This is a genomic window from Pseudomonas kribbensis (assembly GCF_003352185.1).
Classification (GTDB): domain Bacteria; phylum Pseudomonadota; class Gammaproteobacteria; order Pseudomonadales; family Pseudomonadaceae; genus Aquipseudomonas; species Aquipseudomonas kribbensis.
This window is the reverse complement of the sequence record NZ_CP029608.1, coordinates 5,500,882-5,525,067: the sequence shown is the minus strand read 5'-3', so window position 1 is coordinate 5,525,067 and position 24,186 is coordinate 5,500,882. Positions and strand designations below refer to the sequence as shown.

At 61.2% G+C, this 24,186-nt stretch carries 21 protein-coding genes; 7 read left to right on the top strand and 14 right to left on the bottom strand.

Annotated features, from left to right (window positions below; translation table 11 throughout):
* Positions 1–12: 12 nt before the first annotated feature.
* The gene (locus DLD99_RS25255; protein ID WP_114885737.1) at positions 13–1,335 is read right to left on the bottom strand and encodes a lytic murein transglycosylase; all 1,323 of its coding nucleotides are present in this window, start codon (positions 1,333–1,335) and stop codon (positions 13–15) included.
* 236 nt (positions 1,336–1,571) lie between these two features.
* Positions 1,572–1,724 carry an alternative ribosome rescue factor ArfA gene (arfA, locus tag DLD99_RS25250; protein ID WP_114885735.1) on the bottom strand — a complete coding sequence of 51 codons (153 nt, stop codon included), beginning with the start codon at positions 1,722–1,724 and terminating at the stop codon, positions 1,572–1,574.
* Positions 1,725–1,912: 188 nt separating this feature from the next.
* On the opposite strand from arfA, the gene DLD99_RS25245 reads away from it, so the two are divergent.
* Positions 1,913–2,833, top strand: coding sequence for a hypothetical protein (locus tag DLD99_RS25245; RefSeq protein ID WP_114885734.1), 921 nt, complete (start codon positions 1,913–1,915; stop codon positions 2,831–2,833).
* A gap of 37 nt (positions 2,834–2,870) precedes the next feature.
* On the opposite strand, the gene holA is transcribed toward DLD99_RS25245, so the two are convergent.
* The 3 genes from holA to leuS all read right to left on the bottom strand — a co-directional run bounded on the left by holA (position 2,871) and on the right by leuS (position 7,248).
* Complete coding sequence (gene holA / locus DLD99_RS25240) at positions 2,871–3,908, bottom strand: DNA polymerase III subunit delta (RefSeq protein WP_085712276.1); 1,038 nt, start codon at positions 3,906–3,908, stop codon at positions 2,871–2,873.
* 39 nt (positions 3,909–3,947) lie between these two features.
* Positions 3,948–4,553 (bottom strand): LPS-assembly lipoprotein LptE, encoded by a 606-nt coding sequence (locus DLD99_RS25235; RefSeq protein ID WP_114885732.1) that lies wholly within the window; start codon positions 4,551–4,553, stop codon positions 3,948–3,950.
* Between the two features lie 88 nt (positions 4,554–4,641).
* Positions 4,642–7,248, bottom strand: a complete 2,607-nt coding sequence (gene leuS, locus DLD99_RS25230; RefSeq protein WP_114885730.1) for a leucine--tRNA ligase — start codon at positions 7,246–7,248, stop codon at positions 4,642–4,644.
* Between the two features lie 254 nt (positions 7,249–7,502).
* Between leuS and DLD99_RS25225 the strand changes: the two genes are divergently transcribed.
* Positions 7,503–7,826, top strand: coding sequence for a hypothetical protein (locus tag DLD99_RS25225; RefSeq protein ID WP_085712273.1), 324 nt, complete (start codon positions 7,503–7,505; stop codon positions 7,824–7,826).
* Positions 7,827–7,931: 105 nt separating this feature from the next.
* Positions 7,932–8,711, top strand: a complete 780-nt coding sequence (locus tag DLD99_RS25220; protein WP_114885729.1) for a YdcF family protein — start codon at positions 7,932–7,934, stop codon at positions 8,709–8,711.
* 35 nt (positions 8,712–8,746) lie between these two features.
* Here DLD99_RS25220 and lnt read toward each other — a convergent pair whose 3' ends face one another.
* The 5 genes from lnt to miaB form a co-directional block, all read right to left on the bottom strand.
* A complete protein-coding gene (lnt, locus tag DLD99_RS25215) occupies positions 8,747–10,270 on the bottom strand; it encodes an apolipoprotein N-acyltransferase (protein ID WP_114885727.1) in 1,524 nt (507 codons plus the stop codon).
* Positions 10,271–10,285: 15 nt separating this feature from the next.
* Entirely contained in the window at positions 10,286–11,125 is an 840-nt protein-coding gene (locus DLD99_RS25210) for an HlyC/CorC family transporter (RefSeq protein WP_007909641.1), read from the bottom strand.
* A gap of 5 nt (positions 11,126–11,130) precedes the next feature.
* Positions 11,131–11,625: an rRNA maturation RNase YbeY gene (gene ybeY / locus DLD99_RS25205; RefSeq protein ID WP_085712270.1), complete on the bottom strand. Its 495-nt coding sequence runs from the start codon at positions 11,623–11,625 to the stop codon at positions 11,131–11,133.
* Positions 11,618–12,622 carry a PhoH family protein gene (locus tag DLD99_RS25200; protein WP_011336084.1) on the bottom strand — a complete coding sequence of 335 codons (1,005 nt, stop codon included), beginning with the start codon at positions 12,620–12,622 and terminating at the stop codon, positions 11,618–11,620. The genes ybeY and DLD99_RS25200 overlap by 8 nt, the downstream gene beginning before the upstream one ends.
* Before the next feature lie 123 nt (positions 12,623–12,745).
* Positions 12,746–14,074 (bottom strand): tRNA (N6-isopentenyl adenosine(37)-C2)-methylthiotransferase MiaB, encoded by a 1,329-nt coding sequence (miaB, locus tag DLD99_RS25195; protein ID WP_011336083.1) that lies wholly within the window; start codon positions 14,072–14,074, stop codon positions 12,746–12,748.
* A gap of 134 nt (positions 14,075–14,208) precedes the next feature.
* Between miaB and DLD99_RS25190 the strand changes: the two genes are divergently transcribed.
* The gene (locus DLD99_RS25190; protein ID WP_007958692.1) at positions 14,209–14,538 is read left to right on the top strand and encodes a DUF1820 family protein; all 330 of its coding nucleotides are present in this window, start codon (positions 14,209–14,211) and stop codon (positions 14,536–14,538) included.
* 30 nt (positions 14,539–14,568) lie between these two features.
* Here the strand turns inward: DLD99_RS25190 and DLD99_RS25185 are convergent, their stop codons facing one another.
* The 4 genes from DLD99_RS25185 to DLD99_RS25170 form a co-directional block, all read right to left on the bottom strand.
* Positions 14,569–15,123: a tetratricopeptide repeat protein gene (locus DLD99_RS25185; protein ID WP_003228518.1), complete on the bottom strand. Its 555-nt coding sequence runs from the start codon at positions 15,121–15,123 to the stop codon at positions 14,569–14,571.
* 225 nt (positions 15,124–15,348) lie between these two features.
* Positions 15,349–16,632, bottom strand: a complete 1,284-nt coding sequence (hemL, locus tag DLD99_RS25180) for a glutamate-1-semialdehyde 2,1-aminomutase (protein ID WP_085712269.1) — start codon at positions 16,630–16,632, stop codon at positions 15,349–15,351.
* A gap of 10 nt (positions 16,633–16,642) precedes the next feature.
* A complete protein-coding gene (gene thiE, locus DLD99_RS25175) occupies positions 16,643–17,266 on the bottom strand; it encodes a thiamine phosphate synthase (protein ID WP_114885725.1) in 624 nt (207 codons plus the stop codon).
* 18 nt (positions 17,267–17,284) lie between these two features.
* Positions 17,285–18,082, bottom strand: a complete 798-nt coding sequence (locus DLD99_RS25170; RefSeq protein WP_085697597.1) for a hydroxymethylpyrimidine/phosphomethylpyrimidine kinase — start codon at positions 18,080–18,082, stop codon at positions 17,285–17,287.
* Between the two features lie 304 nt (positions 18,083–18,386).
* On the opposite strand from DLD99_RS25170, the gene DLD99_RS25165 reads away from it, so the two are divergent.
* From DLD99_RS25165 to amn, 3 genes are all read left to right on the top strand, one after another.
* Positions 18,387–20,735: a hybrid sensor histidine kinase/response regulator gene (locus DLD99_RS25165; protein ID WP_114885724.1), complete on the top strand. Its 2,349-nt coding sequence runs from the start codon at positions 18,387–18,389 to the stop codon at positions 20,733–20,735.
* A gap of 95 nt (positions 20,736–20,830) precedes the next feature.
* On the top strand, positions 20,831–22,480 hold the full coding sequence (locus DLD99_RS25160) for an acyl-CoA dehydrogenase family protein (protein ID WP_114885722.1): 1,650 nt from the start codon (positions 20,831–20,833) through the stop codon (positions 22,478–22,480).
* 171 nt (positions 22,481–22,651) lie between these two features.
* Positions 22,652–24,151 carry an AMP nucleosidase gene (gene amn, locus DLD99_RS25150; protein ID WP_162130486.1) on the top strand — a complete coding sequence of 500 codons (1,500 nt, stop codon included), beginning with the start codon at positions 22,652–22,654 and terminating at the stop codon, positions 24,149–24,151.
* Positions 24,152–24,186 lie beyond the last annotated feature (35 nt).

The following is a 24,186-nucleotide window of genomic DNA, read 5'->3' as shown; positions in this document are numbered from 1 at the left end:
AGGCGGCGTTTTTTATTGGTTACGCAGGCTTTCGAGCAGCTTGTGCGTCGGATAGCCATCCGCCGGCCAGCCAAAGGACTGCTGCGCACTGCGGATCGCCTTGCGCGTATTGGCACCGATGATGCCGTCAGCGGTGCCCGCGTCATAGTTGCGCGCGGTCAGCAGGTTTTGCAGCTCGATGCGCTCGGTACGGCTCAGCGGCAGATCATCCTTCGGCCAGGTGCCGTTGATCAGGCCTGCGCCGTTGAAGCGCTCGGACAACAGGCTGACGGCCAGGGCATAGGACGACGAGTTGTTGTACTTGAGGATCGCCCGGAAGTTATCGAGGATCAGGAACGCAGGGCCACGATAGCCGGCTGGCAACAGCAGGGCGGCTGACAGTTGCTCGGAACCGGCGGGGGCCTGACCGCCGTTGGGCAGAATCACGCCCAGTTGCCGCCATTCGGCGACACTCTTGCGAATCGCGCCATCTGCCAGGGTGTAGTTGAAACCGCTCGGCAGCTGCACCTCGAAGCCCCACGGCTGGCCACGTTGCCAGCCCGAGCTTTGCAGGTAATGCGCAGTCGAGGCCAGAGCATCGGCAGGGCTGCCCCAGATGTCGCGGCGTCCGTCGCCATCGAAATCCACCGCGTGGGTGTTGTAGGTGGTCGGGATGAACTGGGTCTGGCCCATGGCGCCGGCCCAGGAGCCGAGCATTTTCTCTGGCGTGATGTCGCCCTGCTGCAGGATCTGCAGCGCCGCGATCAGTTGCGCGTGAGCAAAGGCCGGGCGGCGACCTTCATAGGCCAGGGTTGCCAGAGAGTTGATCACTGACTTGGTGCCCTGGAACTGGCCGAAATTGCTTTCCATCCCCCACACCGATACCAGTGCCTGGCGATCGACGCCGTAACGTTGCTCGATGCGTTGGAGGATATCGGCATACTGGTTGATCAGCGCCTGGCCTTTGCGCACTCGCAGCGGCGACAGGGCACCGTCCAGGTATTCCCATACCGGGCGGGCGAACTCCGGCTGGCTACGGTCGGCGCGGATCACGCTGGCATCGAAGCTCACGTTGGCAAAGGCGCGGTCAAACACGTCGGGGCGAATACCGGCAGCCAGGGCGTCCTTGCGGAAGCCTGCCTGCCACTCGGCGAAAGTCTGGGTCGGTTGCAGATCGAGGTCGTCACCGGACGGCACTACCGGCGGGATGACCGCAGGGGCCGTGGCAACGGGAGCAGTCTGAAGCGGTTGCGCGTCGGCGGCGGTGGGTTTCTCCGCGCAGGCGACAAGCAGTATGAAACTTGTGGCAGCGATCAGTTGGCGAACGGGCCAACGACGGGAAAGACTGAGGGGCATGCACAGGTCCAGGGGATACGAATCAGGTGCAGACCTTAACATGTCAGCCCTGAAAATCGGGATTCGGTATGGGAGTTTTATCATCGAGACACCCGCCTGCGGGTCACCTTATTCCTTTCCTCGGACTCTAATCAACTGTCATATCTGACAGTTGTTCCGCCATTGCCAATGAAGTTCAATCATCCATGCGGTGTTCCAAAAACTCATCGAATCAGATCATCAAATGACGCTGGTTTTCAAGCCGCCAGAAAGCAAGAAGCCTCCCAGCTTTTAGACTGGAAGGCTTCGCGGCGGTAGCTGCCTTTGCCCTTGTTGGGTCGCTCCTGGCGACTGCGGAACAAGGGTTGGGCGATGATGGATTTGGCTTTGTTGGATCGTTTTTTACCCATGGCGGATCTCCTGTATGGCGCGCGCGAGTATACGCCTCTTCCTGCCTCCCGCAATCCGCGCAACAACATTCTTATCTGAAGATAAGGAGTGGCTTAGTAGTTAACAAGTTTTCAGTTGTCGCGGCTGACTGTCGTGTGAAGAGCCCCCATGTTTCATTGTTTTAATGCGAGCGATATTGGAGAGTGCTATGAAAAAAATAATTCTGGCTTTAGCGGTTTCGCTGTTGTTCGCTTGTACTCAACATGAAACAGCGCCTCCTCCCACGACAACAAGTAGTGAGCAGGTGGGCCTTATGGGGCTTGCCTCGAATGATGGGGCGGCTGTCGCTGCGACACTTAACGCTCGTTATGCACAAACCACGCGCAATTGTTTTAACAGTGAAACGGCACCGATATTTTTATGTTCGGGAATCGTTATCCGAGCAACGACGTATGGTGATGGGTATAACGTTTGGGATCCCAGTCCGAACAATGTAAGTAACGGCTTTGTCGCGTTTTCCTATATGCGCAATGATGCAAAATCCCCCGCGCTTTATAATCACTCGAATAACGGCTACATCGCCCGTCCTGTTTCTGCTGCGATCCCGGGCCAGATAAAGCTTCAATATACTTGCTTTTTTCCTATCGACGGCGCCACGGATGGGCGAGCAGACAAAGGATGCGGACAACACATTCTGCATGGAGCCATCAGCCGGTTTTGTTCTCTGCAGGGTATTACGACGGCCAATCAGTTTGTCGCTCATTACATGGCAAATACATCGGCGCGGGAGCAGAAACAATGCAGCTGGGATGTTCGCGATAACTCGCCTTATCAAACAGCCGCCCTATTTCGTGAGGCTCTGGCGACCATGCCCAGAATCCCGAAGAATGGCCGCAATGATGAGAATGAACTTGTCTCAGCCGTATGGGCCAAGCAGCCCGCTGCGAACATGCCCATCGAGGCTTTTTTCTACACTGACGCGGCGGGACTGATTCAAGCGAAAAAAAATCAAAGCTCTTACTATGCCCAAGCTAACTCAATAATAGTACCAGTCATAAAATTGACCATAAATTCGACAAGCTGGGCAGCATCTTTCAGCTACAACCCCGCCGATCAAAATTATCTTTGATTGGTAGGTAGCGTTAGAGAGAGGAGCGAGATGATTGCTATTCGGCAGGTAACGTCAGACGCTGACCGGCCATCAACAGCGCCAGACGACTGAGGCTCATCCACGGCGAACCGGCCGCCTGGCCCTTGATCTGCGCATCGATGCGCTGGGCTTCGAGCAACAACTGCGCCCAGCGCTGTGCCGAGTAGCGTTGCAGGGCCTTGCTCATCAGCGGTTTGCGCTTGTCCCAGACCGGCGGTTTCGCCTGACTGAAGCACTTGTCCAGCGGCGTACCCTGGCTGTACTGAAGGGAGATGTTGGCCAGCAGACGCAGTTCCCGAGCCAGGGCCCAGAGGATCACTGGGGGCTCGACACCTTCACCGCGCAAGCCTTCAAGCATGCGCAGCGCGTGAGCCGGTTCGCCGTTGAGGACTGCGTCGGTCAGGCCGAACACGTCAAAGCGCGCACTGTCGGCCACGGCCGCCTGCACGGTTTCGACGGTGATCTGTCCGCCTTCGGCCATCAGCTTGAGCTTCTCGATCTCCTGTGCGGCAGCAAGCAGGTTGCCTTCGACCCGCGCAGCAATCAGTTCGACCGCGTCCTGACTGGCCGAAAGGCCGGCCTGGGACAGGCGCTGGCGAATCCAGCTCGGCAACTGGTTGGCGTCCACCGGCCAGATCTGGATGAACTGCGTCTGCTGGCCCTCGACCAGTGCCTTGCCCCACTTGGTTTTCTGCGCGCTGCCGTCCAGCTTGGGCAAGCTGATCAGCAGCACCGTGTCCTCTGCGGGGCGCGAGCAGTATTCGATCAGTGCGGCTGCGCCCTTGTCACCGGGCTTGCCGGAAGGCAGGCGCAGTTCCAGCAGGCGCTTTTCAGCGAACAGCGACATGCTGGCCCCGGCCAGCAGCAACGTACCCCAATCGAAATTGGCGTCGGCGGCGAACACCTGGCGTTCGTCGAAACCTTGCTGACGGGCAGCGGAACGAATGGCGTCGGCAGCTTCCTGACACAGCAGCGGGTCATCGCCGCTGATGATGTAGACCGGCGCGAGGGCGCCTTGCAGGTGCTTGCCGAGTTGGGCGGGAGCGAGCTTCATAAGAAACGGCGAACGGGGCGCCTGAGCGCCCCGAACGTCTTACTGCTGCGGCAGTTCGAGCGGCGACTGACGCGGGGTTTCCGCTTCAGCCTTCTGCGCCGCTTCAAGGGCGTCGGCTTCTGCCTTGGCCCGGGCGTTGGCGGTCTGCTGCAGGGCATCCAGCTGGGCCGGCGTCAGTTGCTGCAGGCGCAGCATCATGCGCTGTACCAGCTCGCGGCGTGTCTCGTTGCGAGCATCGTTGGCTTCCTGGTCGGAACCCACCAGGTTGTTGCCGTCGTGGATGAACACTTTCTGCACTTCAAGCTTGTCGCTTTTGAGCAGCAGGTTCTTGTCGCCACGGATGTCGTAATTGAGCACGGTGGTCACCTGGTACTCGCCAGTACGGCCGGCACCGGCGTAGCTGAGGATGCGCTGGTTTTCCTGCTCGTCGGCCAGGTACAGCTTGTACGGTGCACCGGAGACGATCTTGACGCCGCTGGCTTCCAGCATCTGACGCAGTTGCGTCACGGTTTCGCCGTAGGCGTTGCGGGCGCTCAGGTCGAGTTCCTTGAATGCCAGTTCGGTGGTGCCGGTGCCGCGCAGCTGGAAACCGCAGGCGCTCAACAGGACTGCGAGGCCCATCACCAGCAGATTGCGTTTGATCATTGTGTTGCTCCCCTTGAAACCATGTGGGCCGACCTTGCGGCCCGAAAGGTTTTACAGGGCACCAGGCAAAACCCGGCGCCCGATCCAATTAGCTGGCGACGATATTGACCAGTTTCCCGGGCACTACAATCACTTTACGGATAGTCAAGCCATCGACGAAGCGCAGCACGTTTTCGTTGGCACGAGCAGCGGCTTCGACTTCTTCGCGGGTGGCGGCGGCCGGCATTTCGATCTGGCCGCGCAGTTTGCCGTTGACCTGGATTACCAGGGTCAGGCTGTCCTGCACCAGTGCGCTTTCGTCCAGCACCGGCCAGCCGGCGTCGATCACCGGGTCAGCATGGCCCAGGCGGTTCCACAGCTCATGGCTGATGTGCGGTGTGATCGGTGCCAGCAGCAGGGTCACGGCTTCCAGGCCTTCGTGGATCAGTGCGCGGTCCTGTTCGGTGGCTTGGGCGGCTTTCTCCAGCACGTTCATCAGCGTCATCACCTGGGCGATGGCGGTGTTGAATTTGTGGTTCTGGCCGACGTCATGGCTGGCCTGCTTGATCGCCTGGTGGATCGCACGACGAATGACTTTCTGCTCGTCATTCAGGCCGGCGATGTCCAGTTTGCCCGGCAGGCCCTGGGTGACGTGGGCCTGAGCCAGACGCCAGACGCGCTTGAGGAAGCGGTGCGAGCCTTCCACGCCGGAGTCGGACCATTCAGCGCTCATGTCAGGCGGCGAAGCGAACATCATGAACAGGCGGCAGGTGTCGGCGCCGAATTGATCGATCATCGACTGTGGGTCGACGCCGTTGTTCTTCGACTTGGCCATCTTCTCGGTGCCGCCGATTTCCACCGGCAGGCCGTCGGATTTCAGTTTGGCACTGATGACCTTGGCCTTGCTGTCGCGTTCGAGTTCCACGTCCGCCGGGTTGAACCAGGTGTAGGCGCCGTTGGCTTCACGACGATAGTAGGTCTCGGCGACCACCATGCCCTGGGTCAGCAGGTTCTTGAACGGCTCGTTGGAACTCACCAGGCCTTCGTCGCGCATCAGCTTGTGGAAGAAGCGCGCGTACAGCAGGTGAAGAATGGCGTGTTCGATACCGCCGATGTACTGATCCACCGGCAACCAGTGGTCGGCTGCGGATTTTTCCACCAGACCGCCTTCGAAGTGCGGCGAGGCGTAACGGGCGTAGTACCAGGACGACTCGACGAAGGTGTCCATGGTGTCGGTTTCACGCTTGGCAGGCTGGCCGCATTTCGGGCAGGTGCACTCGTAGAACTCGGGCATGCGCGCCAGCGGCGAACCGGCGCCGTCCGGCACCACGTCTTCCGGCAGTACGACCGGCAACTGGTCTTCCGGCACCGGCACGTCACCGCAGGCATCGCAGTGGATGATCGGGATCGGGCAGCCCCAGTAACGCTGACGGCTGATGCCCCAGTCGCGCAGGCGGAACTGGGTGCGCGAGGCGCCAAGGTTTTTCTTGATCAGGGCGACTTCCATGGCGTCGAACGCGCCGGCGAAGTCCAGGCCGTCGAACTCGCCGGAGTTGATCAGCGTGCCGTGCTCGCCGTAGGCGTCCTGCCATGGGGCCGGGTTGGTTTCACCGGAACTGGTGCGAACCACGGATTTGACCGGCAGGTTGTACTTGTGGGCGAATTCGAAATCGCGCTCGTCGTGCGCCGGTACAGCCATGACCGCGCCATCGCCGTAGTGCATCAACACGTAGTTGGCGACCCACACCGGCAGTTTTTCACCGGTCAGCGGGTGCTCGACGAACAGGCCGGTCGGCAGGCCTTTCTTCTCTTGAGTGGCGACGTCGGCTTCGGCGACGCTGCCGCCCTTGCATTCGGCGATGAACGCTTGCAGCTCAGGGTTGTTCTTCGCGGCGAGAGCAGCCAGGTGGTGCTCGGCGGCCACCGCAACATAGGTTGCGCCCATCAGGGTGTCCGGACGGGTGGTGAAGACTTTCAGGGTGCCGCTTTCGCCGATCGAGTCGACGTTGTACGGGAACTGCACTTCCATCCCGCGGGACTTGCCGATCCAGTTGCGCTGCATGGTCTTGACCTGTTCCGGCCAGCCGGTCAGTTCGTCGAGACTCTCCAGCAGCTCATCCGCGTAGGCGGTGATCTTGAAGTAGTACATCGGGATTTCGCGCTTTTCGATCAGCGCGCCGGAACGCCAGCCGCGACCGTCGATCACCTGTTCGTTGGCCAGAACGGTCTGGTCGATCGGGTCCCAGTTCACGGTACCGTTCTTGCGGTAGATCACGCCTTTTTCGAACAGACGGGTGAACAGCCACTGTTCCCAGCGGTAGTAATCCGGCTTGCAGGTGGTGACTTCGCGGGACCAGTCCACCGCGAGGCCCAGACTGCGCAGCTGGGATTTCATGTAGGCGATGTTTTCGTAGGTCCACTTGGCCGGGGCCACGTTGTTCTTCATCGCGGCGTTTTCCGCCGGCATGCCGAAGGCGTCCCAACCCATCGGTTGCAGGACGTTCTTGCCGAGCATGCGCTGGTAGCGGGAGATCACGTCGCCGATGGTGTAGTTGCGCACGTGCCCCATGTGTAGCTTGCCGCTGGGGTAAGGGAACATCGACAGGCAGTAGTAAGTCTCCTTGCCTGGCTGTTCACTGACTTCAAAGGACTTTTGCTCGTCCCAGAACGACTGGGCGGCGGCTTCGATTTCACGGGGCTGATATTGTTCGTGCATGGCTACTTTTGTACTGGATAGGGGTGGCCTAATCCTCTTCAATGCGACATCCGGAGCGGGCCGGACGGGCTGGAAGTGGAGTTACAGGAAGCGCCGTAGCATACATGACCGCGCTTGGCCTAGGGAAACCCTGATTGCAGCCGTTTGACCCGTTGAAATCGCGGCGAGGGCCGTTGGTCGCGGCGTGCAGCCGGTTTGTGCAGCGAAGCTAAGCTCTAACTGGGGAGTGAGTCTTATCTTCAATGAGGTGAGGGATGGTGGAGTCACAGCAAAGAAACATAACCAAACCCGAGTTGTACGAGCGGTTGATCGATCGTCTGGGAATGGCCCTGGACGCGGCAAAAACCGCTGGACGGCTGCGCGACGAGCGCCCCCTGGAGCTGGAATTGCGTGGCTTGAGCCCCGCCGAGTTCAATCTGGTCAAGGCTTATCTGGATCGCAGTGAGCGTGAAACCCACGGATACCTGTCACAGGCAGTGAAGCAACTCGATGCAGCCCATTCGGCCAAGGTCATCTGGCTCAAGGACAAGGCACCGGGCAGAGAAACCGTAAAAGTGCGCACTCTGCAGGCCAAGTAAACGCATGGCAGGTCAAAAAGCGGATCTTTTTCAACGGGATCCGACCCTACTGGTTGTCGCGTCGTATCAACCCACTTAGGCTTCGAGCATCTCTGGAGATGCTCGATGCCTTTTCGTTATTTCATTAAACAACTTCTGTTGCCGCCCGGCCTTCTTTTGCTGCTGTTGCTCGCCGCCTGGTGGTTGCGACGTTCGCGGCCGCGACTGGCCGGGCTGTGCTTCGCCCTGGGTTTTGGCGGCTTTCTGCTGATGAGCCTGCCGGTGGTCGTGCAATGGGGCGCCAAGGCCCTGGAACGCGAGCCGCCGCTGGCCCGGGATTCATGGACAAGCCTTGCGCAACGCGCTGATGCGATTGTGGTGCTGGGCTCCGGGCGCGAGCGTGGCGACCTGGCCTGGGGTGAGGATCAACCGACGGGCGTCGGGCTTGAGCGACAGCGTTACGCGGCGCGGCTGGCCAAGGCCTCGGGGTTGCCGATTCTGACCAGTGGTGGTCTGCATTACGGTACGCCGCCGAGCGAAGCGAAACTGATGGCCGATTCGCTGCGTGATGATTTCGGTGTGACGGTGCGCTGGCAGGAAGGGGAGAGCCGCACCACGTGGGAAAACGCTGCCTTCAGCGCCAAAATGCTGCTGCCGGAAGGTGTTAAACGTATCGTGCTGGTGACCCAGGCCTGGCACATGCCGCGTGCGGTGTGGAGTTATCAACAGGCTGGATTTGAAGTGGTGCCGGCGCCGGTCGGTTTCCTCGGCACTGACAATGCCCGGCCGTTCGGCGGCTGGATGCCGGAGTTCAAGTCGATCTGGCAGAGCGGGCAGTTGCTGAACGAGGCGGTGGGACAGATCGGCTATTCGTTGTTCTACCGAGCAGGTGACAGCGGAGACTGAGGGCTTCCGCGCAAGGTGCGGAAGCCCTTCAATGGTCAAAGGGTCTTGGACATCCGGTTGGTCATCAGCGCCCAGCCAAACAGCACCACGCACAGGATGATCAGCGGCCACGAGCGCCACTGCAGATACGGCGTCAGGTTATGCATCGGCACCACTTCGCCGTACAGCACGCCTTGTTCGAACTGCGGAATGCGTTCGGTGATCTGTCCGAACGGGTTGATCAGGCCAGTCACGCCGTTGTTGGTCGCACGAATCATCCAGCGCCCGGCTTCAAGAGCGCGCATCTGCGCCATCTGCAGGTGTTGCAGCGGGCCGATGGAGGTGCCGAACCAGGTGTCGTTGCTGATGGTCAGCAGCAGATCGCTGTGTGCGGCCAGACTTGCAGCGAACTCCGGGTACACCACTTCGTAGCAGATGAACGGCGCAATTTGATAACCCTTGGCCTGCAACAGTGGCTGATCGGCAGGACCGCGAGCGAAGTCGGACATCGGCAGATCGAAGAACGCGATCAGCCCGCGCAGCAGGTCCTGCAACGGTACGTACTCGCCGAACGGCACCAGTTTCTGCTTCAGATACGTACCATCGCCTTCGCCGACCACGGTAATGCCGTTGAAAAAGCGTTTTTCGTGACGCACTGTCTGGCGGATCGGCACACCCGTGATCAGCGCCGATTTACGCTCGGCGGCGAAGGTGCCCATCATGTTCAGGTAGCCCTCGGCGGACTCCTTGAGCACCGGGACGGCGGTCTCCGGCCAGATCAGCAGATCCACCGGTTTCGAACGGAAACTCAGGTCGCGGTACAACGCCAGTTGCGCGTTGAGCTGCGCCGGGTCCCATTTCATGCTTTGTTCGACGTTGCCTTGAATGGCGGCAACGCTCAGCGGTGCGCCGGACGGACTGGTCCAGGCATGGCCCTTCAAGGCAATGCCCGCTACCCACGGTCCAACCAGCAGCACCAGACCCGCGGCGATAAAGCCTTTACGACCGGTCTGCAACAGGCGCGGTGCGTTGTAGATCAGCGCGGCGGTCAGCGCCAGGACAAACGACACCAGCCACATGCCGCCCACCGGCGCGAGCCCGGCCAGCGGGCCATCCAGCTGGCTGTAACCGGAATACAGCCACGGGAAACCGGTGAGGAACCAGCCACGAAACGCTTCCTGGCCAACCCACAGCGCAGCGAAGGCCAGGGCATCGGCCAGCGGCGCCTCGTTGCGACGCAGCCAGCGCGCCCACAGCCAGGCGGGCAGGGCGAAGAACCAGGCAATTGCCGCCGTGAAAATCAGCATCAGGAACCCGGCCAGCAGCACCGACGCGCCGCCGAAATGGTGGATGCTGTAGTAGATCCAGCTGGTGCCGGCGCCGAACAGGCCGAAACCGAAGCACCAGCCGCGACCCAGGGCCTGGCGCGGGCTCAGCTCGCGCAGGCCGGCATAGAACAGGCCGACCGCCAGCAGCGCCAGCGGCCAGAGATCGAACGGTGCCAGCGCGAAGGTGGTGATTGCACCGGCCGCCACGGCCAGCAGGTTACCGGGCCAGCCGGGGCGGGTTGTCCAGCGCATTTCTATCCTTAATGGTTACCGGGCGATTGGCGTGAGTCGCAGCAGATGAATCCGACGGCTGTCGGCGTTCAGGATGCGGAAACGATAGGCGCCGATTTCAGTGATTTCGTTGCGTTTTGGCAAGTGCCCGAACGCGCTCATCACCAGCCCGCCGACGGTGTCGAACTCGTCGTCGGAGAATTCGCTGTCGAAGAACTCGTTGAAATTCTCGATCGGCGTCAGGGCCTTGATCAGGAAATCACCGCTGGGCAGTGGCTTGATGTAGCTGTCTTCTTCGACGTCGTGCTCGTCTTCGATGTCGCCGACGATTTGCTCGAGCACGTCTTCGATGGTCACCAGACCTGCCACACCGCCGTATTCGTCGATGACGATGGCCATGTGGTTGTGGTTGGCGCGGAATTCACGCAGCAACACGTTCAGACGCTTGGACTCCGGCACGAACGTGGCCGGGCGCAGCAGGTCCTTGATGTTGAAGCTGTCGCCATTCTCCTTGAGGATCAGCGGCAGCAGATCCTTGGCCAGCAGCACGCCCATCACGTCGTCATGGCTTTCGCCGATGACCGGGTAGCGCGAGTGGGCCGAGTCGACCACGGCAGGGAGAAATTCGCGGGGTGTCTGGGTCGCCTTGATGCTGATCATCTGCGAGCGCGGCACCATGATGTCGCGTACTTGCAGGTCAGCCACCTGGATGGCGCCTTCGACGATGGCCAGCGCTTCGCTGTCCAGCAGTTTGTTCTGATGTGCATCGCGCAGCAGCTCCAGCAGCTCCTGGCGGTTCTTCGGCTCGTGGGCAAAAGCCTGGGTCAGTTTACCCAGCCAGGACTTCTGCCCGTTGCTCGATCGATCTTCGCTCATAGCGATTACTCTGAATCCTTTGTTGTAACGATAGGGGATGTTTCGGTTTCGTCGTCCGCGTACGGATCGGGATAACCCAATTCGGCAAGCAACTCGCGTTCCAGTGCTTCCATTTCCTCGGCTTCTTCGTCATCTATATGGTCGTAACCAAGCAGATGCAAGCAGCCGTGAATGACCAGATGTGCCCAGTGGGCCTTTAGTTCCTTGCCCTGTTCGGCGGCTTCGCGCTCAACCACGGCCACGCAGATCACCAGATCGCCCAGCAGCGGGATGTCGAGAAACTCGTCGGGCACTTCGGCGGGAAAGGACAGGACGTTGGTCGCGTAATCCTTGTGGCGCCAGGTGTGGTTGAGTTCGCGGCCTTCTTCTTCGTCGACCAGACGAATGGTCATTTCCGAATCGGCGGTGCGCTGGCGCAGGGCCAGTTCGCACCACTGGCGGAATTCGGCTTCGGTCGGCGCAGACGCTTCGGTCGCGATTTGCAGGTCAAGCTCAAGCATCGTGGCGAGTGTCCTTTGGCGCTTCATCGGCCAAACGCGTCTCGAAGCGCTCGTAGGCTTCGACGATGCGTTGCACCAGCGGGTGGCGCACCACGTCTTTGGGCTGGAAGTGGGTGAAGCTGATACCCGGCACATCCTTCAGGACTTCGATGACATGATGAAGTCCGGATTTGGTGCCGCGCGGCAGGTCGACCTGGGTGATGTCGCCGGTGATCACGGCCGTGGAGCCGAAACCGATCCGGGTCAGGAACATCTTCATCTGCTCGACGGTGGTGTTCTGGCTTTCGTCGAGAATGATGAAGCTGTTGTTCAGCGTGCGACCGCGCATGTAGGCCAGCGGTGCTACCTCGATCACCTGGCGCTCGATCAGCTTGGCCACGTATTCGAAGCCGAGCATTTCATAGAGCGCGTCGTAGAGCGGGCGCAGGTACGGATCGATCTTCTGCGACAGGTCGCCGGGCAGGAAGCCGAGTTTCTCGCCCGCTTCGACTGCCGGACGCACCAGCAGGATGCGGCGGATCTGCTCGCGCTCCAGGGCATCCACGGCGCAGGCCACGGCCAGATAGGTCTTGCCGGTACCGGCCGGGCCGATGCCGAAGTTGATGTCGTTGCCGAGGATTTCCTTCACATAGCGCAGCTGATTCAAGCCGCGAGGGCGAATCATGCCTTTCTTGGTGCGCAGGGCGACGGAGGCTTCGGCGGGGGCGTGGTTGTCCAGTTGCTCGACGGCCGATTCCTGGAGAAACAGGTGAACCGTATCCGGCGACAGCTCTGAACCCTTGGTTTCCCGGTACAGGCGGCGAATCAGGTTTTCCGCGGAAGTGGTGTGCTTGGGTTCGCCGATCAGCTCGAACTGATTGCCGCGGTTGCGGATCTCGATGGCCAGGCGCTGTTCGATCAAGCGCAGGTGTTCGTCGAACTGCCCGCACAGATTGGCGAAGCGGCGAGCCTCAAAAGGCTCGAGGATGAAACGATGAGGTTCTATGGGTGCGTTCAAGGTCGTATTTAGCCGCCCTGGGGCAATTAGGATGAAATCAAGGATAACGCCAGTGGCGTGGGTGCGAAAGCTCTTAAAAAGCCTGGCACCGATTCAGCCCTCTGGCGCGGTCTCCTTGCGGTGTTACTGGATCAGCGAGCCGCGCAGCGAGTGCGGTTGTGCCGCATCGATATGCACGTCGGCGAACTGGCCGATCAGGGTCGGATTATCACAGCGGAAGTTGACGATACGATTATTCTCGGTGCGCCCTTGCAGCTCGCCCGGGTCTTTCTTCGAATAATCGGTCACCAGAATCCGCTGGACCGAACCGACCATTTGTCGGCTGATCTCGAAGCCTTGCTGGTTCAGGCGATGCTGCAAGGCGTTCAGGCGTTCTTTCTTCAGTTCTTCCGGAGTGTCGTCGGCCAGGTCGGCCGCCGGGGTGCCCGGGCGCTGGCTGTAGACGAACGAATAAGAGAAGTCGAAGCCGACATCGGCAATCAGCTTCATGGTCTGTTCGAAATCTTTCTCGGTTTCCCCCGGGAAGCCGACGATGAAGTCCGAGCTGATGCAGATGCCCGGTACGGCAGCGCGCAGTTTGCGCAGCTTGGATTTGTACTCCAGCGCGGTGTGGTTGCGCTTCATCGCGGCCAGGATCCGGTCCGAACCGGACTGCACCGGCAAGTGCAGGTGCTTCACAAGTTCCGGCACTTCGGCGTGGGCCTGGATCAGGCTGTCGGAGAATTCCAGCGGATGCGACGTGGTGTAGCGGATGCGGTCGATGCCATCGACGGCCGCGACGACGCGGATCAGTTCGGCCAGATCCGCCAGACGACCGTCATGGGTCAGGCCGCGATAGCCGTTGACGTTCTGCCCCAGCAGGGTCACTTCACGTACGCCGTTTTCGGCCAGATGAATGATCTCGGCGATCACGTCGTCGAACGGCCGGCTGACCTCTTCGCCGCGGGTGTAAGGCACCACGCAGAACGTGCAGTACTTGCTGCAGCCTTCCATCACCGACACGTAAGCGCTCGGGCCATCGATGCGCGGCTCGGGCAGGTGGTCGAACTTTTCGATTTCCGGGAACGAGACATCCACTTGCGGCAGCTTGCTGATGCGCGCGGCGTCGATCATTTCCGGCAGGCGGTGCAGAGTCTGCGGGCCGAACACCACGTCAACGTACGGGGCGCGATCACGGATCGCCGCGCCTTCCTGGCTGGCCACGCAACCGCCGACGGCGATCACCATGTCCGGGTTGGCCAGTTTCAGTTCGCGCCAGCGGCCGAGCTGGGAATAAACCCGGTCCTGGGCGCGTTCGCGGATCGAACAGGTGTTGAGCAGAATCACGTCGGCGTCTTCTGCCCGCGCCGTGACTTCCAGGGCCTGGTGTTCGCCCAGCAGATCGACCATGCGCGAGCTGTCGTACTCGTTCATCTGGCAACCGTGGGTTTCGATGTAAAGCTTCTTGGCCATGGAATAGGGTCGTCACGTGGTTCAAAGAACCGCGCATTATAGGGAACATGTCCCCAGGTTCCTACCGTTGCGCGTCCGGTGGCTATGCTATAGTTCGCGCCCTCATTTTTACCCCGATGTGTTGTCCGCCCGCCATGACCAAACGCGAAGCTCCAATCTACAAGGTGATTTTCCTCAACCAGGGCCAGGTGTTCGAAATGTACGCCAAACAGATCTATCAAAGTGATCTGTGGGGCTTCCTGGAAGTGGAAGAGTTCGTCTTTGGCGAGCGTACCCAAGTGGTCGTCGACCCGAGCGAAGAGAAGCTCAAGGCACAGTTCGAAGGCGTGGTGCGCAGCTTTGTGCCGATGCATTCGATCGTGCGCATCGACGAAGTGGAACGCCTCGGCACGCCGAAAATCAGCGAAGCCCGTGGCGGTGTTGGCAATGTGATGCCGTTCCCGGTACCGATGCCCGAGAAGTAAGCGGGGCGGGAAAAGGCGCTACGTCAGGAGCTACGGCAGGGGCGAGAACGGCGTACGCCCGTCGGCGCTCTGCAGTTCCATCAGGTATTTACGGAAAATTTGCCCGAGCACCTGGGTTGCGGTTTCCAGGTCTTCGCGGGACATTTTTTCAGAGACTTCGTCGGCGGTGTCGAGCGCATCTTCGGCGCCGTTGACCGCGGCCATCTTCAGCACGATGTAAGCCTGAATGTTGTTGGCCTGCACGCCTTCACCGTGGAAGAACATGGTGCCGAGCTTGAATTGCGCCTGGGCGTGGCCTTGCAGCGAGGCCTTTTCGAAATAGCTCAGGGCTTGATTGAGGTCGCGCGGCGCATTCTTGCCGTCGTAGTAGAACTCACCCAACTCGTATTGCGCTTGCGCATCCCCTTCATCCGCTGCCTTTTGGCACGCGGCGAGGGCCTGCGTGACATCTTGCGGCTGAGTATTGAGGGTGCAGCGACCCATCGCCGGGATCAACAACGAGTTGCCGCCTGCTTGTGCATGTGCGAGCAGCGGCTGAAGGAGCAACAGGCAGCCCAAGGCAAGGGTGCGGCCGGTGCGGTTCATGGGAATCGACTTACCTCTGAAGGGCGCGCGGACCCGTCGAGGGATCCAATAAGCGCGCATTATGAAATAAGCAGGGGCCACCTTACAAAGTCTTTACTCGATTTTCTGCTGTGTGGGGAATATATCACCCGGTTTGCGGGAGATTTTTGGCAGAAGCGTCGGAGAAAACGCTGGAATGTAGGTGAAAGCTGACGCTGGCAATGGCCAACGTCAGCGATCAAGCCATTACTTCAGCTTGGCGAACGCGCGCTCGGCGGCGTCGAGGGTCAGTTTCAGTTCGGCTTCGCCGTGGGCGATCGAGGTGAAACCGGCTTCGAATGCGCTCGGTGCCAGGTATACGCCACCTTCGAGCATCAGGTGGAAGAAGCGACCGAACAGCGCTGCATCACTGGCCATCACATCTTCGAAAGTAACAATGTCGTCAGCGCCGCTGAAGTACAGACCGAACATGCCGCCGGCCTGGGTGGTCACGAACGGAATGCCCGCTGCGTCAGCGCGTTGTTGCAGGCCGTCGAGCAGGCGAGTGGTGTAGTCGGTCAGCTCGGCGTGGAAACCCGGACGGCTGATCAGGCGCAGGGTGGTCAGGCCTGCGGCCATCGCCAGCGGGTTGCCAGACAGAGTGCCCGCCTGATAGACCGGGCCCAGCGGTGCGATGCGCTCCATGATCGAACGCTTGCCGCCGAAGCAGCCGACCGGCATGCCGCCGCCGATGATCTTGCCGAAGGTGGTCAGATCCGGGGTCACGCCGTAGTAAGCCTGGGCGCCGCCGAGGGCCACACGGAAGCCGGTCATCACTTCGTCGAAAATCAGCACCACGCCATGCTTGTCGCACAGGCTGCGCAGGCCTTCGAGGAAACCCGGCGCCGGCGGCACGCAGTTCATGTTGCCGGCAACCGGCTCGACGATGATGCACGCGACGTCCTGACCGACTTCGGCGAGCATTTTTTCAACGGCGTCGATGTCGTTGAACGGCAGGGTCAGGGTGTGTTTGGCGAACGCGGCCGGTACGCCGGCGGAGCTTGGCACGCCCTGGGTCAGTGCGCCGGAACCGGCCTTGACCAGCAGGCTGTCGGAGTGACCGTGGTAGCAGCCTTCGAACTTGATGATGCTGTCGCGGCCGGTGAAACCACGGGCCAGACGGATCGCACTCATGGTCGCTTCGGTGCCGGAGCTGACCATGCGCACCATTTCCATCGACGGCACCAGCGAGCAGACCAGATCGGCCATCTCCGTTTCCATCGCGGTCGGCGCGCCGTAGGACAGGCCGTGTTGCAGCTGGTTACGCACCGCGTCCAGTACGTCCGGGTGGCTGTGGCCGAGGATCATCGGGCCCCAGGAACCGACGTAATCCACATAACGCTTGTTGTCTTCGTCGGTGACGTAGGCGCCTTCGGCGTGCTTGAAGAACAGCGGCGTGCCGCCGACGCTCTTGAACGCGCGAACCGGCGAGTTCACGCCACCGGGAATGTGTTTCTGGGCGTTGGCAAACAGGGTTTCGGAACGAGACATGATCGGGCTCTCAGACTTTTAGTAATTCGTTGAATGCGCGGGCGCGGCGGGTCACTTCGGCGGTGCTGTCGGCGCCGAACAGGCCATGGACCACGGCCAGCAGATCGACACCGTGGGCTACCAGCGGTGCGGCGTTGTCGAGGGTGATGCCGCCAATCGCGCAGATCGGCAGGTGCAAAGTGCGTTTGGCCTCGTCGAGCAGGTCGAGGCTGCAGGTCGGCGCACCGGGTTTGGTATTGGAATTGAAGAAACGGCCGAAGGCGACGTAGCTCGCGCCTTCTTTGGCAGCCTGTTCGGCCAGTTCGAGTTGGGCGTGGCAGGTCGATCCGATGATCGCTTTCGAACCGAGCAGGGCGCGGGTCGGCGACAGCGGGCCGTCGGTCTGGCCCAGGTGCACGCCGACGTTCAGGCGTGCGGCCAGTTCGGCGTCATCGTTGATGATCAACTGGGTCTTGTAGCGTTCGCACAGATCGCGCAGGGCTTCGGCCTCACGCAGGCGCCGGGCTTCGTCGCTGCTCTTGTCGCGGTATTGCAGGAGGGTGACGCCGCCTTCCAGCGCCGCCTCCACGTACGGCAGAAACTTGCCGGCCAGCAATGGACCGTCGGTAATGGCGTACAGGCCACGTAGTTTCATCAGGCAGACCTCACGACGTTACGAGCAGAAATCCAGCGGCAGGCGACGCGGCACGAACTGGCCTTTGCCCAGTTGTTCGGCATCGCGCAGGGTGCGCCAGGTGTAATCCAGCGCGGTACGCACGGCGCTGGCCAGGTTTTCGCCCTGTGCCAGTCGACCGGCAAGGGTGCTGGCCAGGGTGCAGCCGGAGCCGTGATAGCTGCCCGGCAGGCGCTGGCACTTGAAGGTTTCGCGCAGACCATCGCGGCTGTACAGGCGATTGTGGATTTCGGTTTCGTCGCCGTGACCGCCAGTGATCAGCAGGTTCTTGATGTACGGCAACAGTTTTTCAGCGCACTCGTCCGCGGTGCCTTCTGGCAGTTCGGCGAGGATCCGGGCTTCGGGAAGGTTGGGGGTGGCGATGATCGACAGCGGCAGCAGGCGTTCGCGCATGGCGTAGCCGACCTCGTCCTTGCCCAGTCGTCCGCCGCCGCCGGCGCGCAGCACCGGGTCGCAGACCACTGGCAAGTGTGGGTGCGCCTGAAGCAGTTCGACAACGGTGTCGACCATTTCCAGGGAACCGAGCATGCCCAGTTTCACTGCCGCGACTTCGGAATCGTTGAGCACGGCATTGGCCTGGGCCAGTACCCACTCACGGTCGAGGACGCGAAAGTCAGTGACGTTGACGGTGTCTTGCACGGTCAGGGCGGTGACGGCCGGAGCCGCATGGCAACCCTGAGCGAGCAGGGCTTCGATATCTGCCTGCAAGCCGGCGCCACCACTGGGGTCGTGGCCGGAGAGACAGAGGACAACGGGGCGTGAGCTGTAGATATTCATGGTGCGCGAGCTTACCACCAAACCTGTTTTTCGGGTGTTGTGGCGCAGCGCTTGGCCGATAACCTCGATAACCGGATCCGCAAGGGTTGTAACAATCTGACCAAGCCAACAGCTCTAGCTCGGTGTTTTGCTCTGAAACGCCCGTTCTAGAGCCTTTGTCAGAAAAATTTCCATGGTGCTCAATGGCCATCAACGGCTATGCTAGAGTGGATCCAAACCAATAACAGGTAATACCGGTTTTACGTCATCTCAAAGGGAATGGGGGGCTTCCTGACACAACCGGACAAGCCACGCTGGGGCTTCAATGCGCTATTTGTTGATGTTGCTGTTCTGTTTGCCCCTCCTGGCAAACGCCGTCGAGTTCGACGAGTTCACCCAGAGCCTCCCCCTGGGTCGATCCCTGCAAGTGTTCGAAGACCCGAGCGGTCAGGCGAGCATTGCCGACGTCCGCGCGCAGGCCGCTGCCGGACAATTCAAAAAACACGATAAAGCCACGCTCAATGCTGGTTACTCGCGCTCGGCGTTCTGGCTGAAGATCGACCTGCATTACCGCCCGAGCAATCCGGCGGCGCAGCGTACCTGGCTGCTGGAGCTGGCCTATCCGCCGCTCGATCACCTCGATCTTTATCTGCCCGACGCCGCCGGCGACTATCGCCTGGTGCGCCAGACCGGAGACGCGTTGCCGTTCGCCAGTCGCGAGATCCGGCAGAACAACTATCTGTTCAACCTCACGTTCAAGCCTGACCAGCAGCAGACCGTCTACTTGCGGCTGTCCAGCGAAGGCTCGATCCAGGCGCCGGTGACGTTGTGGTCGAGTACCGCGTACCTAGAAGACCAGCCGGTGCGCCTGTATGTGTTGGGCCTGATTTATGGCGTGCTGCTGGGGATGCTGGTGTACAACCTGTTCATCTACCTCAGCGTGCGCGACACCAGTTACTTTTATTACATCTTCTATATCGGCTCGTTCGGCCTGTACCAGCTATCGGTCAATGGCGCGGCGGTCGAGTATTTCTGGCCGGACAACCCATGGTGGACCAACGCCTCGACGCCATTCTTCATTGGTTGCGCAGGTCTGTTCGGCAGCCAGTTCGCCCGCAGCTTCTTGCAGACCAAAAACCACAGCCGCTGGCTCGACCGGCTGTTGATTGCCCTGATCGCCTTCGGCGCGCTGGTGATGGGGCTGTCGCTGATGACCAGTTACGCGCTGGCCCTGCGCCTGGCGACGACCCTGGCGCTGACCTTTACCGTGGTGATCTTCGCCGCTGGGATCCTCGCCTGGTGGCGCGGCCTGCGCGTGGCCCGCTACTTCATCATCGCCTGGTCGGCGTTTCTGCTGGGCGGGATCGTCAACACGATGATGGTCCTGGGCTTGCTGCCGAATGTGTTCCTGACCATGTATGCCAGCCAGATCGGCTCGGCCATCGAAGTGGCGCTGCTGTCGCTGGCGCTGGCCGACCGCATCAACGCGATGCGCGAACAGCAGGCGCAGACCTTGTTCGACGCCGGCCAGAAACTCGAAGTGCTCAACCAGCAACTCGCCCACAGCAACAAGCTTAAGGACGAATTCCTTGCGACCCTGACCCACGAACTGCGCACGCCGATGAACGGGGTGATCGGTTCACTGGAACTGATGCAGACCGTCGAGCTGGACCCGGAACTGGAGCAATACCAGCAGACCGCCGCCGGTTCGGCCCGGGACATGATGCGCATGGTCAACGGCATCCTGACCCTGACCGAATTGCAGGCCGGCAAGCTCAAGGCCACGCCGTGCAGTTTCAGCCTGCGCGCGGTGGTCGAGGCGCTGCGCGTGCAGTTCGACGGCAATGCGTCGAGCAAGTCGCTGGACTTCAAGGTCGACGTGCTGCCGACCCTGCCGGATCGCCTGCATGGCGACAGCGCCAAACTCGCGCAATGCCTGGAATGCCTGCTGGATAACGCGATCAAGTTCACCCGCGTCGGCGGTCTCGCTTTGCGGGTTACCGGCAAACCGTCGACGGACAATCGTCTGGCGCTGTCCTTTGCGGTGATCGACACCGGCATCGGCTTTACCGATCTGGGCGAAGCCACGCTGTATCAGCGCTTCTTCCAGCTCGACGGTTCGATGACCCGTGAGTACGGCGGCCTGGGCGTCGGTCTGGCGATCTGCCGACAGCTGGTGGAACTGCTCGGCGGCAAGTTGACCCACCGCTCCGAACCGGGACGCGGCAGCCGTTTTCAACTGGATGTCGAGTTTGAATTGCCGGCCGTCGAAGCCGCGCCGACGCCTGTTCGCGATGCCATACGCGCACCGCAGGACTGCACCGTGTTGCTGGTGGACGACAACAGCGTCAATCAACTGGTGATGCGCGGGATGTTGCTCAAGCTCGGTTTCCGCGTGCGCACCGCCGACCATGGGGCAGCGGCCATCGAATGCCTGCAGCGCGAACCGTTCGATGCGGTGCTGATCGACTGCCAGTTGCCGCCGCTCGATGGCGCGTCGCTGTGTTGCCAGATCCACGATCTGCCGGGTTGCGCCAACCTGCCGGTGTTCGTGATTGCGCTGGGGGCGGATCGAGAGCATTGCGCTTCCGCCGGCTCGATCGATTACCTGAGCAAACCGGTGAAATTCGAAGACTTGCAGGTCGCGATGCAGCGGCGGGTATTGAGTTGCTGACAGGGTGAAAGCGCCGGCATTTAGGCCGATATGACACTTTGATCGGTCCGGGGGCGGTGCTTAACTGAAGCTCTGGCCGATCAAGGAGCCCCGTCATGAACCTGCATCAGTTCGCCGAAACCCACGAAGTGACCAACCAGCCACCGTCGCTGGACGGCACCAACCTGTACCGCATCGACCTGCCGCTGCAGGAGTGGTCGCGGCGGTTCGGCGCCGGCTGGGCCGAGTCGCGGATCGACGCCTACGGCGCTCTGGCCGGCGGGCCGCTGATGGAGGCCGGGTTCCTCGCCAACCAGAACAAACCGGTGTTCGCCAGCCATGACCGCTACGGTCATCGCATTGATCTGGTGGAATTTCACCCGGCGTATCACGAGTTGATGCGCACGGCCATCGAACATGGCCTGACGTCTTTGCCCTGGGCTCATCCACAGGACGGCGCCCATGTTGCCCGCGCCTCCATGAGCTATCTGCACAGCCAGGCCGAGGCCGGTAGCGGTTGCCCGTTGACCATGACCTTCGCCAGTGTCCCCGCGATGCGCTTGCAGCCGGATCTGGCCGAGCAGTGGTTGCCGAAAATCCTCGCCACCGAATACGACCCGCGCAATGTCGGCATGGCCCACAAGGCTGGCGTGACCATTGGCATGGCGATGACCGAGAAACAAGGCGGCACCGACGTGCGCGCCAACACCACCAAGGCTTATCCGGTCGGCGCCAGCGGTCCGGGCCAGGCTTATGAGCTGGTGGGCCACAAGTGGTTCTGCTCGGCGCCGATGTGCGATGCGTTCCTCACGCTGGCACAGACCGACAAGGGCCTGACCTGTTTCCTGCTGCCGCGCCATCGCCCGGACGACACGCGCAATCAGTTCTACATCCAGCGTCTGAAAAACAAACTCGGCAACCAGTCCAACGCCTCCAGCGAAGTGGAGTTCCGTGGTGCGCTGGCGTGGATGGTCGGTGAGGAAGGGCGCGGCGTGCCGACCATCATCGAGATGGTGGCCATGACCCGTTTCGATTGCATGGTCGGTTCCAGCTCGCTGATGCGTCAGGCCCTGACCCAGGCCAGCCATCACTGCGCCCACCGCAAGGTCGGCGGCAAACTGCTCAGCGAACAACCGCTGATGCAGAACGTGCTGGCCGATCTGGCGCTGGAAAGCGAAGCCGCGCTGGCGTTGAGCCTGCGCATGGGCAAGGCACTGGATCATCTGAATGATCGCCATGAAGCGCAATTCGCCCGACTGGTGACGGCGGTGGGCAAGTACTGGATCTGCAAACGCGCGCCGGGGATGATCAACGAAGCCGCCGAATGCATGGGCGGCGCCGGGTATGTCGAAGACAGCATCTTGCCGCGCCTGTACCGCGAAGCGCCGGTGAACTCGACGTGGGAAGGCTCCGGCAACGTGCAATGCCTCGATGTGTTGCGCGCGCTGTCGAAGGAACCGGGCGTGCTCGATGTGCTGTTCAACGAACTGGGCGACGGCCATGGCGACAAACGTCTTGCAGCGCATATCCAGCAGTTGCAGGCGTCATTCAAGGACACCAGCGACATTCAATATCGGGCGCGGCAACTGACCGAAGACATTGCCCTGGGACTGCAAGCGAAGCTGTTGCTGGAGGCCGGGAATTCGGCGGTCAGCGATGCCTTTATCGCCAGTCGCCTGAGCGGCGGCGGTCGGGTCTACGGCGCGTTGCCCCGTGGGCTGGATGTCGAAGCCATCGTTGCCCGCTCGACGCCGCAAGGTTTCTGAAACACCCTGTGGGAGCGAGCTTGCTCGCGAAGACGCCGGTGCATTCAACATCAATGTTGGCTGTGCTGACGCCTTCGCGGGCAAGCTCGCTCCCACAGGGATCGCCTATACCTGTCAGATTGATGAATAGCCACAACGCCACTGTTTCCGTGAAGCCACGATGCAGGCAAGATGAAGCTCTGCAAGTCAGAACACAGGAAGCTGATCGTGACCGAAGCGTTTATTGTCGTTCAAACCGCCGAACAAGCCGTGGATCGTCTGGCCGAGCTGCATGAGCGGGCCACCACGGCGCTGAACTCGGCGCTCAAGCGTTATCTCAAGGATCGCGTCGAGCCCGACGCCGAGCAACGTGCCCTGTTCCGTTATCCCGAACTGCGTCTGACCTACCACTGCCAGGGCGAAGTCCCGCAGACCACCCGCGCCTACGCCAAGGTGCAGTTGCCGGGTACCTACAGCGTGACCGTCACCCACCCGGCGGCGTTTCGCAAATACCTGCTGGAGCAGCTCACGCCGCTGATGCATGACTTCACAGTGACCGTCGAAGTCGGGGTCAGCGAGCAGAACATTCCGTACCCGTACGTGGTAGAGCAGGGCGATGAACTGGCCGGCTCCGGTGTCACCGCCGCCGTGCTGGCGCGAGTGTTCCCGAGCACCGACCTGTCCGCCGCCACCGATGGCATCGCCGACGGTCTCTACGACTGGGAAAACACCGATCCGCTGCCGCTGGCACTGTTCGATGCGGCCCGCGTCGACTTCTCGCTGCGGCGTCTGGTGCACTACACCGGCAGCGACTGGCGCCATGTGCAACCGTGGATTTTGCTGACCAACTACCACCGTTACGTCGACCAGTTCATCGTCCATGGCCTGGAGCAATTGCGCCGCGACCCGCGTTTCGTGCGCATGGTGCTGCCGGGCAACGTGATCATCGAAAAAGGCATGGATCACGGCGAAGCCTCGGCGATTGCGGCCGGTGTGGTCTGGCACCGCTACCAGATGCCGGCCTATCACCTGATCGCCAGCGATGGCCACGGCGTGACCCTGGTGAACATCGGCGTCGGCCCGTCCAACGCCAAGAACATCACCGATCACCTGGCCGTGCTGCGTCCGCATTGCTGGCTGATGATCGGTCACTGTGGTGGCCTGCGTCAGTCGCAGACCATCGGCGACTACGTGCTGGCTCACGCTTATATGCGTCGCGACGGGATTCTTGACCGGGTGGTGCCGCCGAACATTCCGATCCCGGCCCTGGCCGAGGTGCAGCTGGCGCTGCAGCAAGCGGCGGCCAACATCACCGGCGAAAAAGGCGAAGAACTGAAAAAACGCCTGCGCACCGGCACCGTGCTGACCTACGACGACCGCAACTGGGAATTGCGCTGGGCCCAGGAGCGACCACTGATCAACCTGTCCCGCGCCGTGGCGGTGGACATGGAAAGCGGCACCATCGCCGCCCAGGGTTATCGCCTGCGGGTGCCGTACGGCACGTTGCTGTGTGTTTCGGACAAGCCGCTGCACAGTGAAATCAAGCTGCCGGGTTCGGCCAACGCGTTCTACGAGCGCGCGGTCAGCCAGCACTTGAAGATCGGTATCGAAGCAGTGGACCTGCTGCGCACCGAACTCAACTCGCTGCACTCGCGCAAACTGCGCAGCTTCGACGAGCCGCCGTTCCGCTAACGGTTTGTCGTGGTCATTTGGCGGTCGGGGCACTA

Coding starts and splice junctions, on each gene's coding strand:
- DLD99_RS25255 (WP_114885737.1), bottom strand. CDS start 1,335: ATGCCCCTCAGTCTTTCCCGTCGTTGGCCCGTTCGCCAACTGATCGCT.
- holA (WP_085712276.1), bottom strand. CDS start 3,908: ATGAAGCTCGCTCCCGCCCAACTCGGCAAGCACCTGCAAGGCGCCCTC.
- lnt (WP_114885727.1), bottom strand. CDS start 10,270: ATGCGCTGGACAACCCGCCCCGGCTGGCCCGGTAACCTGCTGGCCGTG.
- amn (WP_162130486.1), top strand. CDS start 22,652: ATGAAGCTCTGCAAGTCAGAACACAGGAAGCTGATCGTGACCGAAGCG.
- hemL (WP_085712269.1), bottom strand. CDS start 16,632: ATGTCTCGTTCCGAAACCCTGTTTGCCAACGCCCAGAAACACATTCCC.
- ybeY (WP_085712270.1), bottom strand. CDS start 11,625: ATGCTTGAGCTTGACCTGCAAATCGCGACCGAAGCGTCTGCGCCGACC.
- DLD99_RS25170 (WP_085697597.1), bottom strand. CDS start 18,082: ATGAATATCTACAGCTCACGCCCCGTTGTCCTCTGTCTCTCCGGCCAC.
- miaB (WP_011336083.1), bottom strand. CDS start 14,074: ATGGCCAAGAAGCTTTACATCGAAACCCACGGTTGCCAGATGAACGAG.
- DLD99_RS25245 (WP_114885734.1), top strand. CDS start 1,913: ATGAAAAAAATAATTCTGGCTTTAGCGGTTTCGCTGTTGTTCGCTTGT.
- DLD99_RS25165 (WP_114885724.1), top strand. CDS start 18,387: ATGCGCTATTTGTTGATGTTGCTGTTCTGTTTGCCCCTCCTGGCAAAC.
- DLD99_RS25210 (WP_007909641.1), bottom strand. CDS start 11,125: ATGAGCGAAGATCGATCGAGCAACGGGCAGAAGTCCTGGCTGGGTAAA.
- DLD99_RS25190 (WP_007958692.1), top strand. CDS start 14,209: ATGACCAAACGCGAAGCTCCAATCTACAAGGTGATTTTCCTCAACCAG.
- thiE (WP_114885725.1), bottom strand. CDS start 17,266: ATGAAACTACGTGGCCTGTACGCCATTACCGACGGTCCATTGCTGGCC.
- DLD99_RS25160 (WP_114885722.1), top strand. CDS start 20,831: ATGAACCTGCATCAGTTCGCCGAAACCCACGAAGTGACCAACCAGCCA.
- DLD99_RS25235 (WP_114885732.1), bottom strand. CDS start 4,553: ATGATCAAACGCAATCTGCTGGTGATGGGCCTCGCAGTCCTGTTGAGC.
- DLD99_RS25185 (WP_003228518.1), bottom strand. CDS start 15,123: ATGAACCGCACCGGCCGCACCCTTGCCTTGGGCTGCCTGTTGCTCCTT.
- DLD99_RS25220 (WP_114885729.1), top strand. CDS start 7,932: ATGCCTTTTCGTTATTTCATTAAACAACTTCTGTTGCCGCCCGGCCTT.
- arfA (WP_114885735.1), bottom strand. CDS start 1,724: ATGGGTAAAAAACGATCCAACAAAGCCAAATCCATCATCGCCCAACCC.
- leuS (WP_114885730.1), bottom strand. CDS start 7,248: ATGCACGAACAATATCAGCCCCGTGAAATCGAAGCCGCCGCCCAGTCG.
- DLD99_RS25225 (WP_085712273.1), top strand. CDS start 7,503: ATGGTGGAGTCACAGCAAAGAAACATAACCAAACCCGAGTTGTACGAG.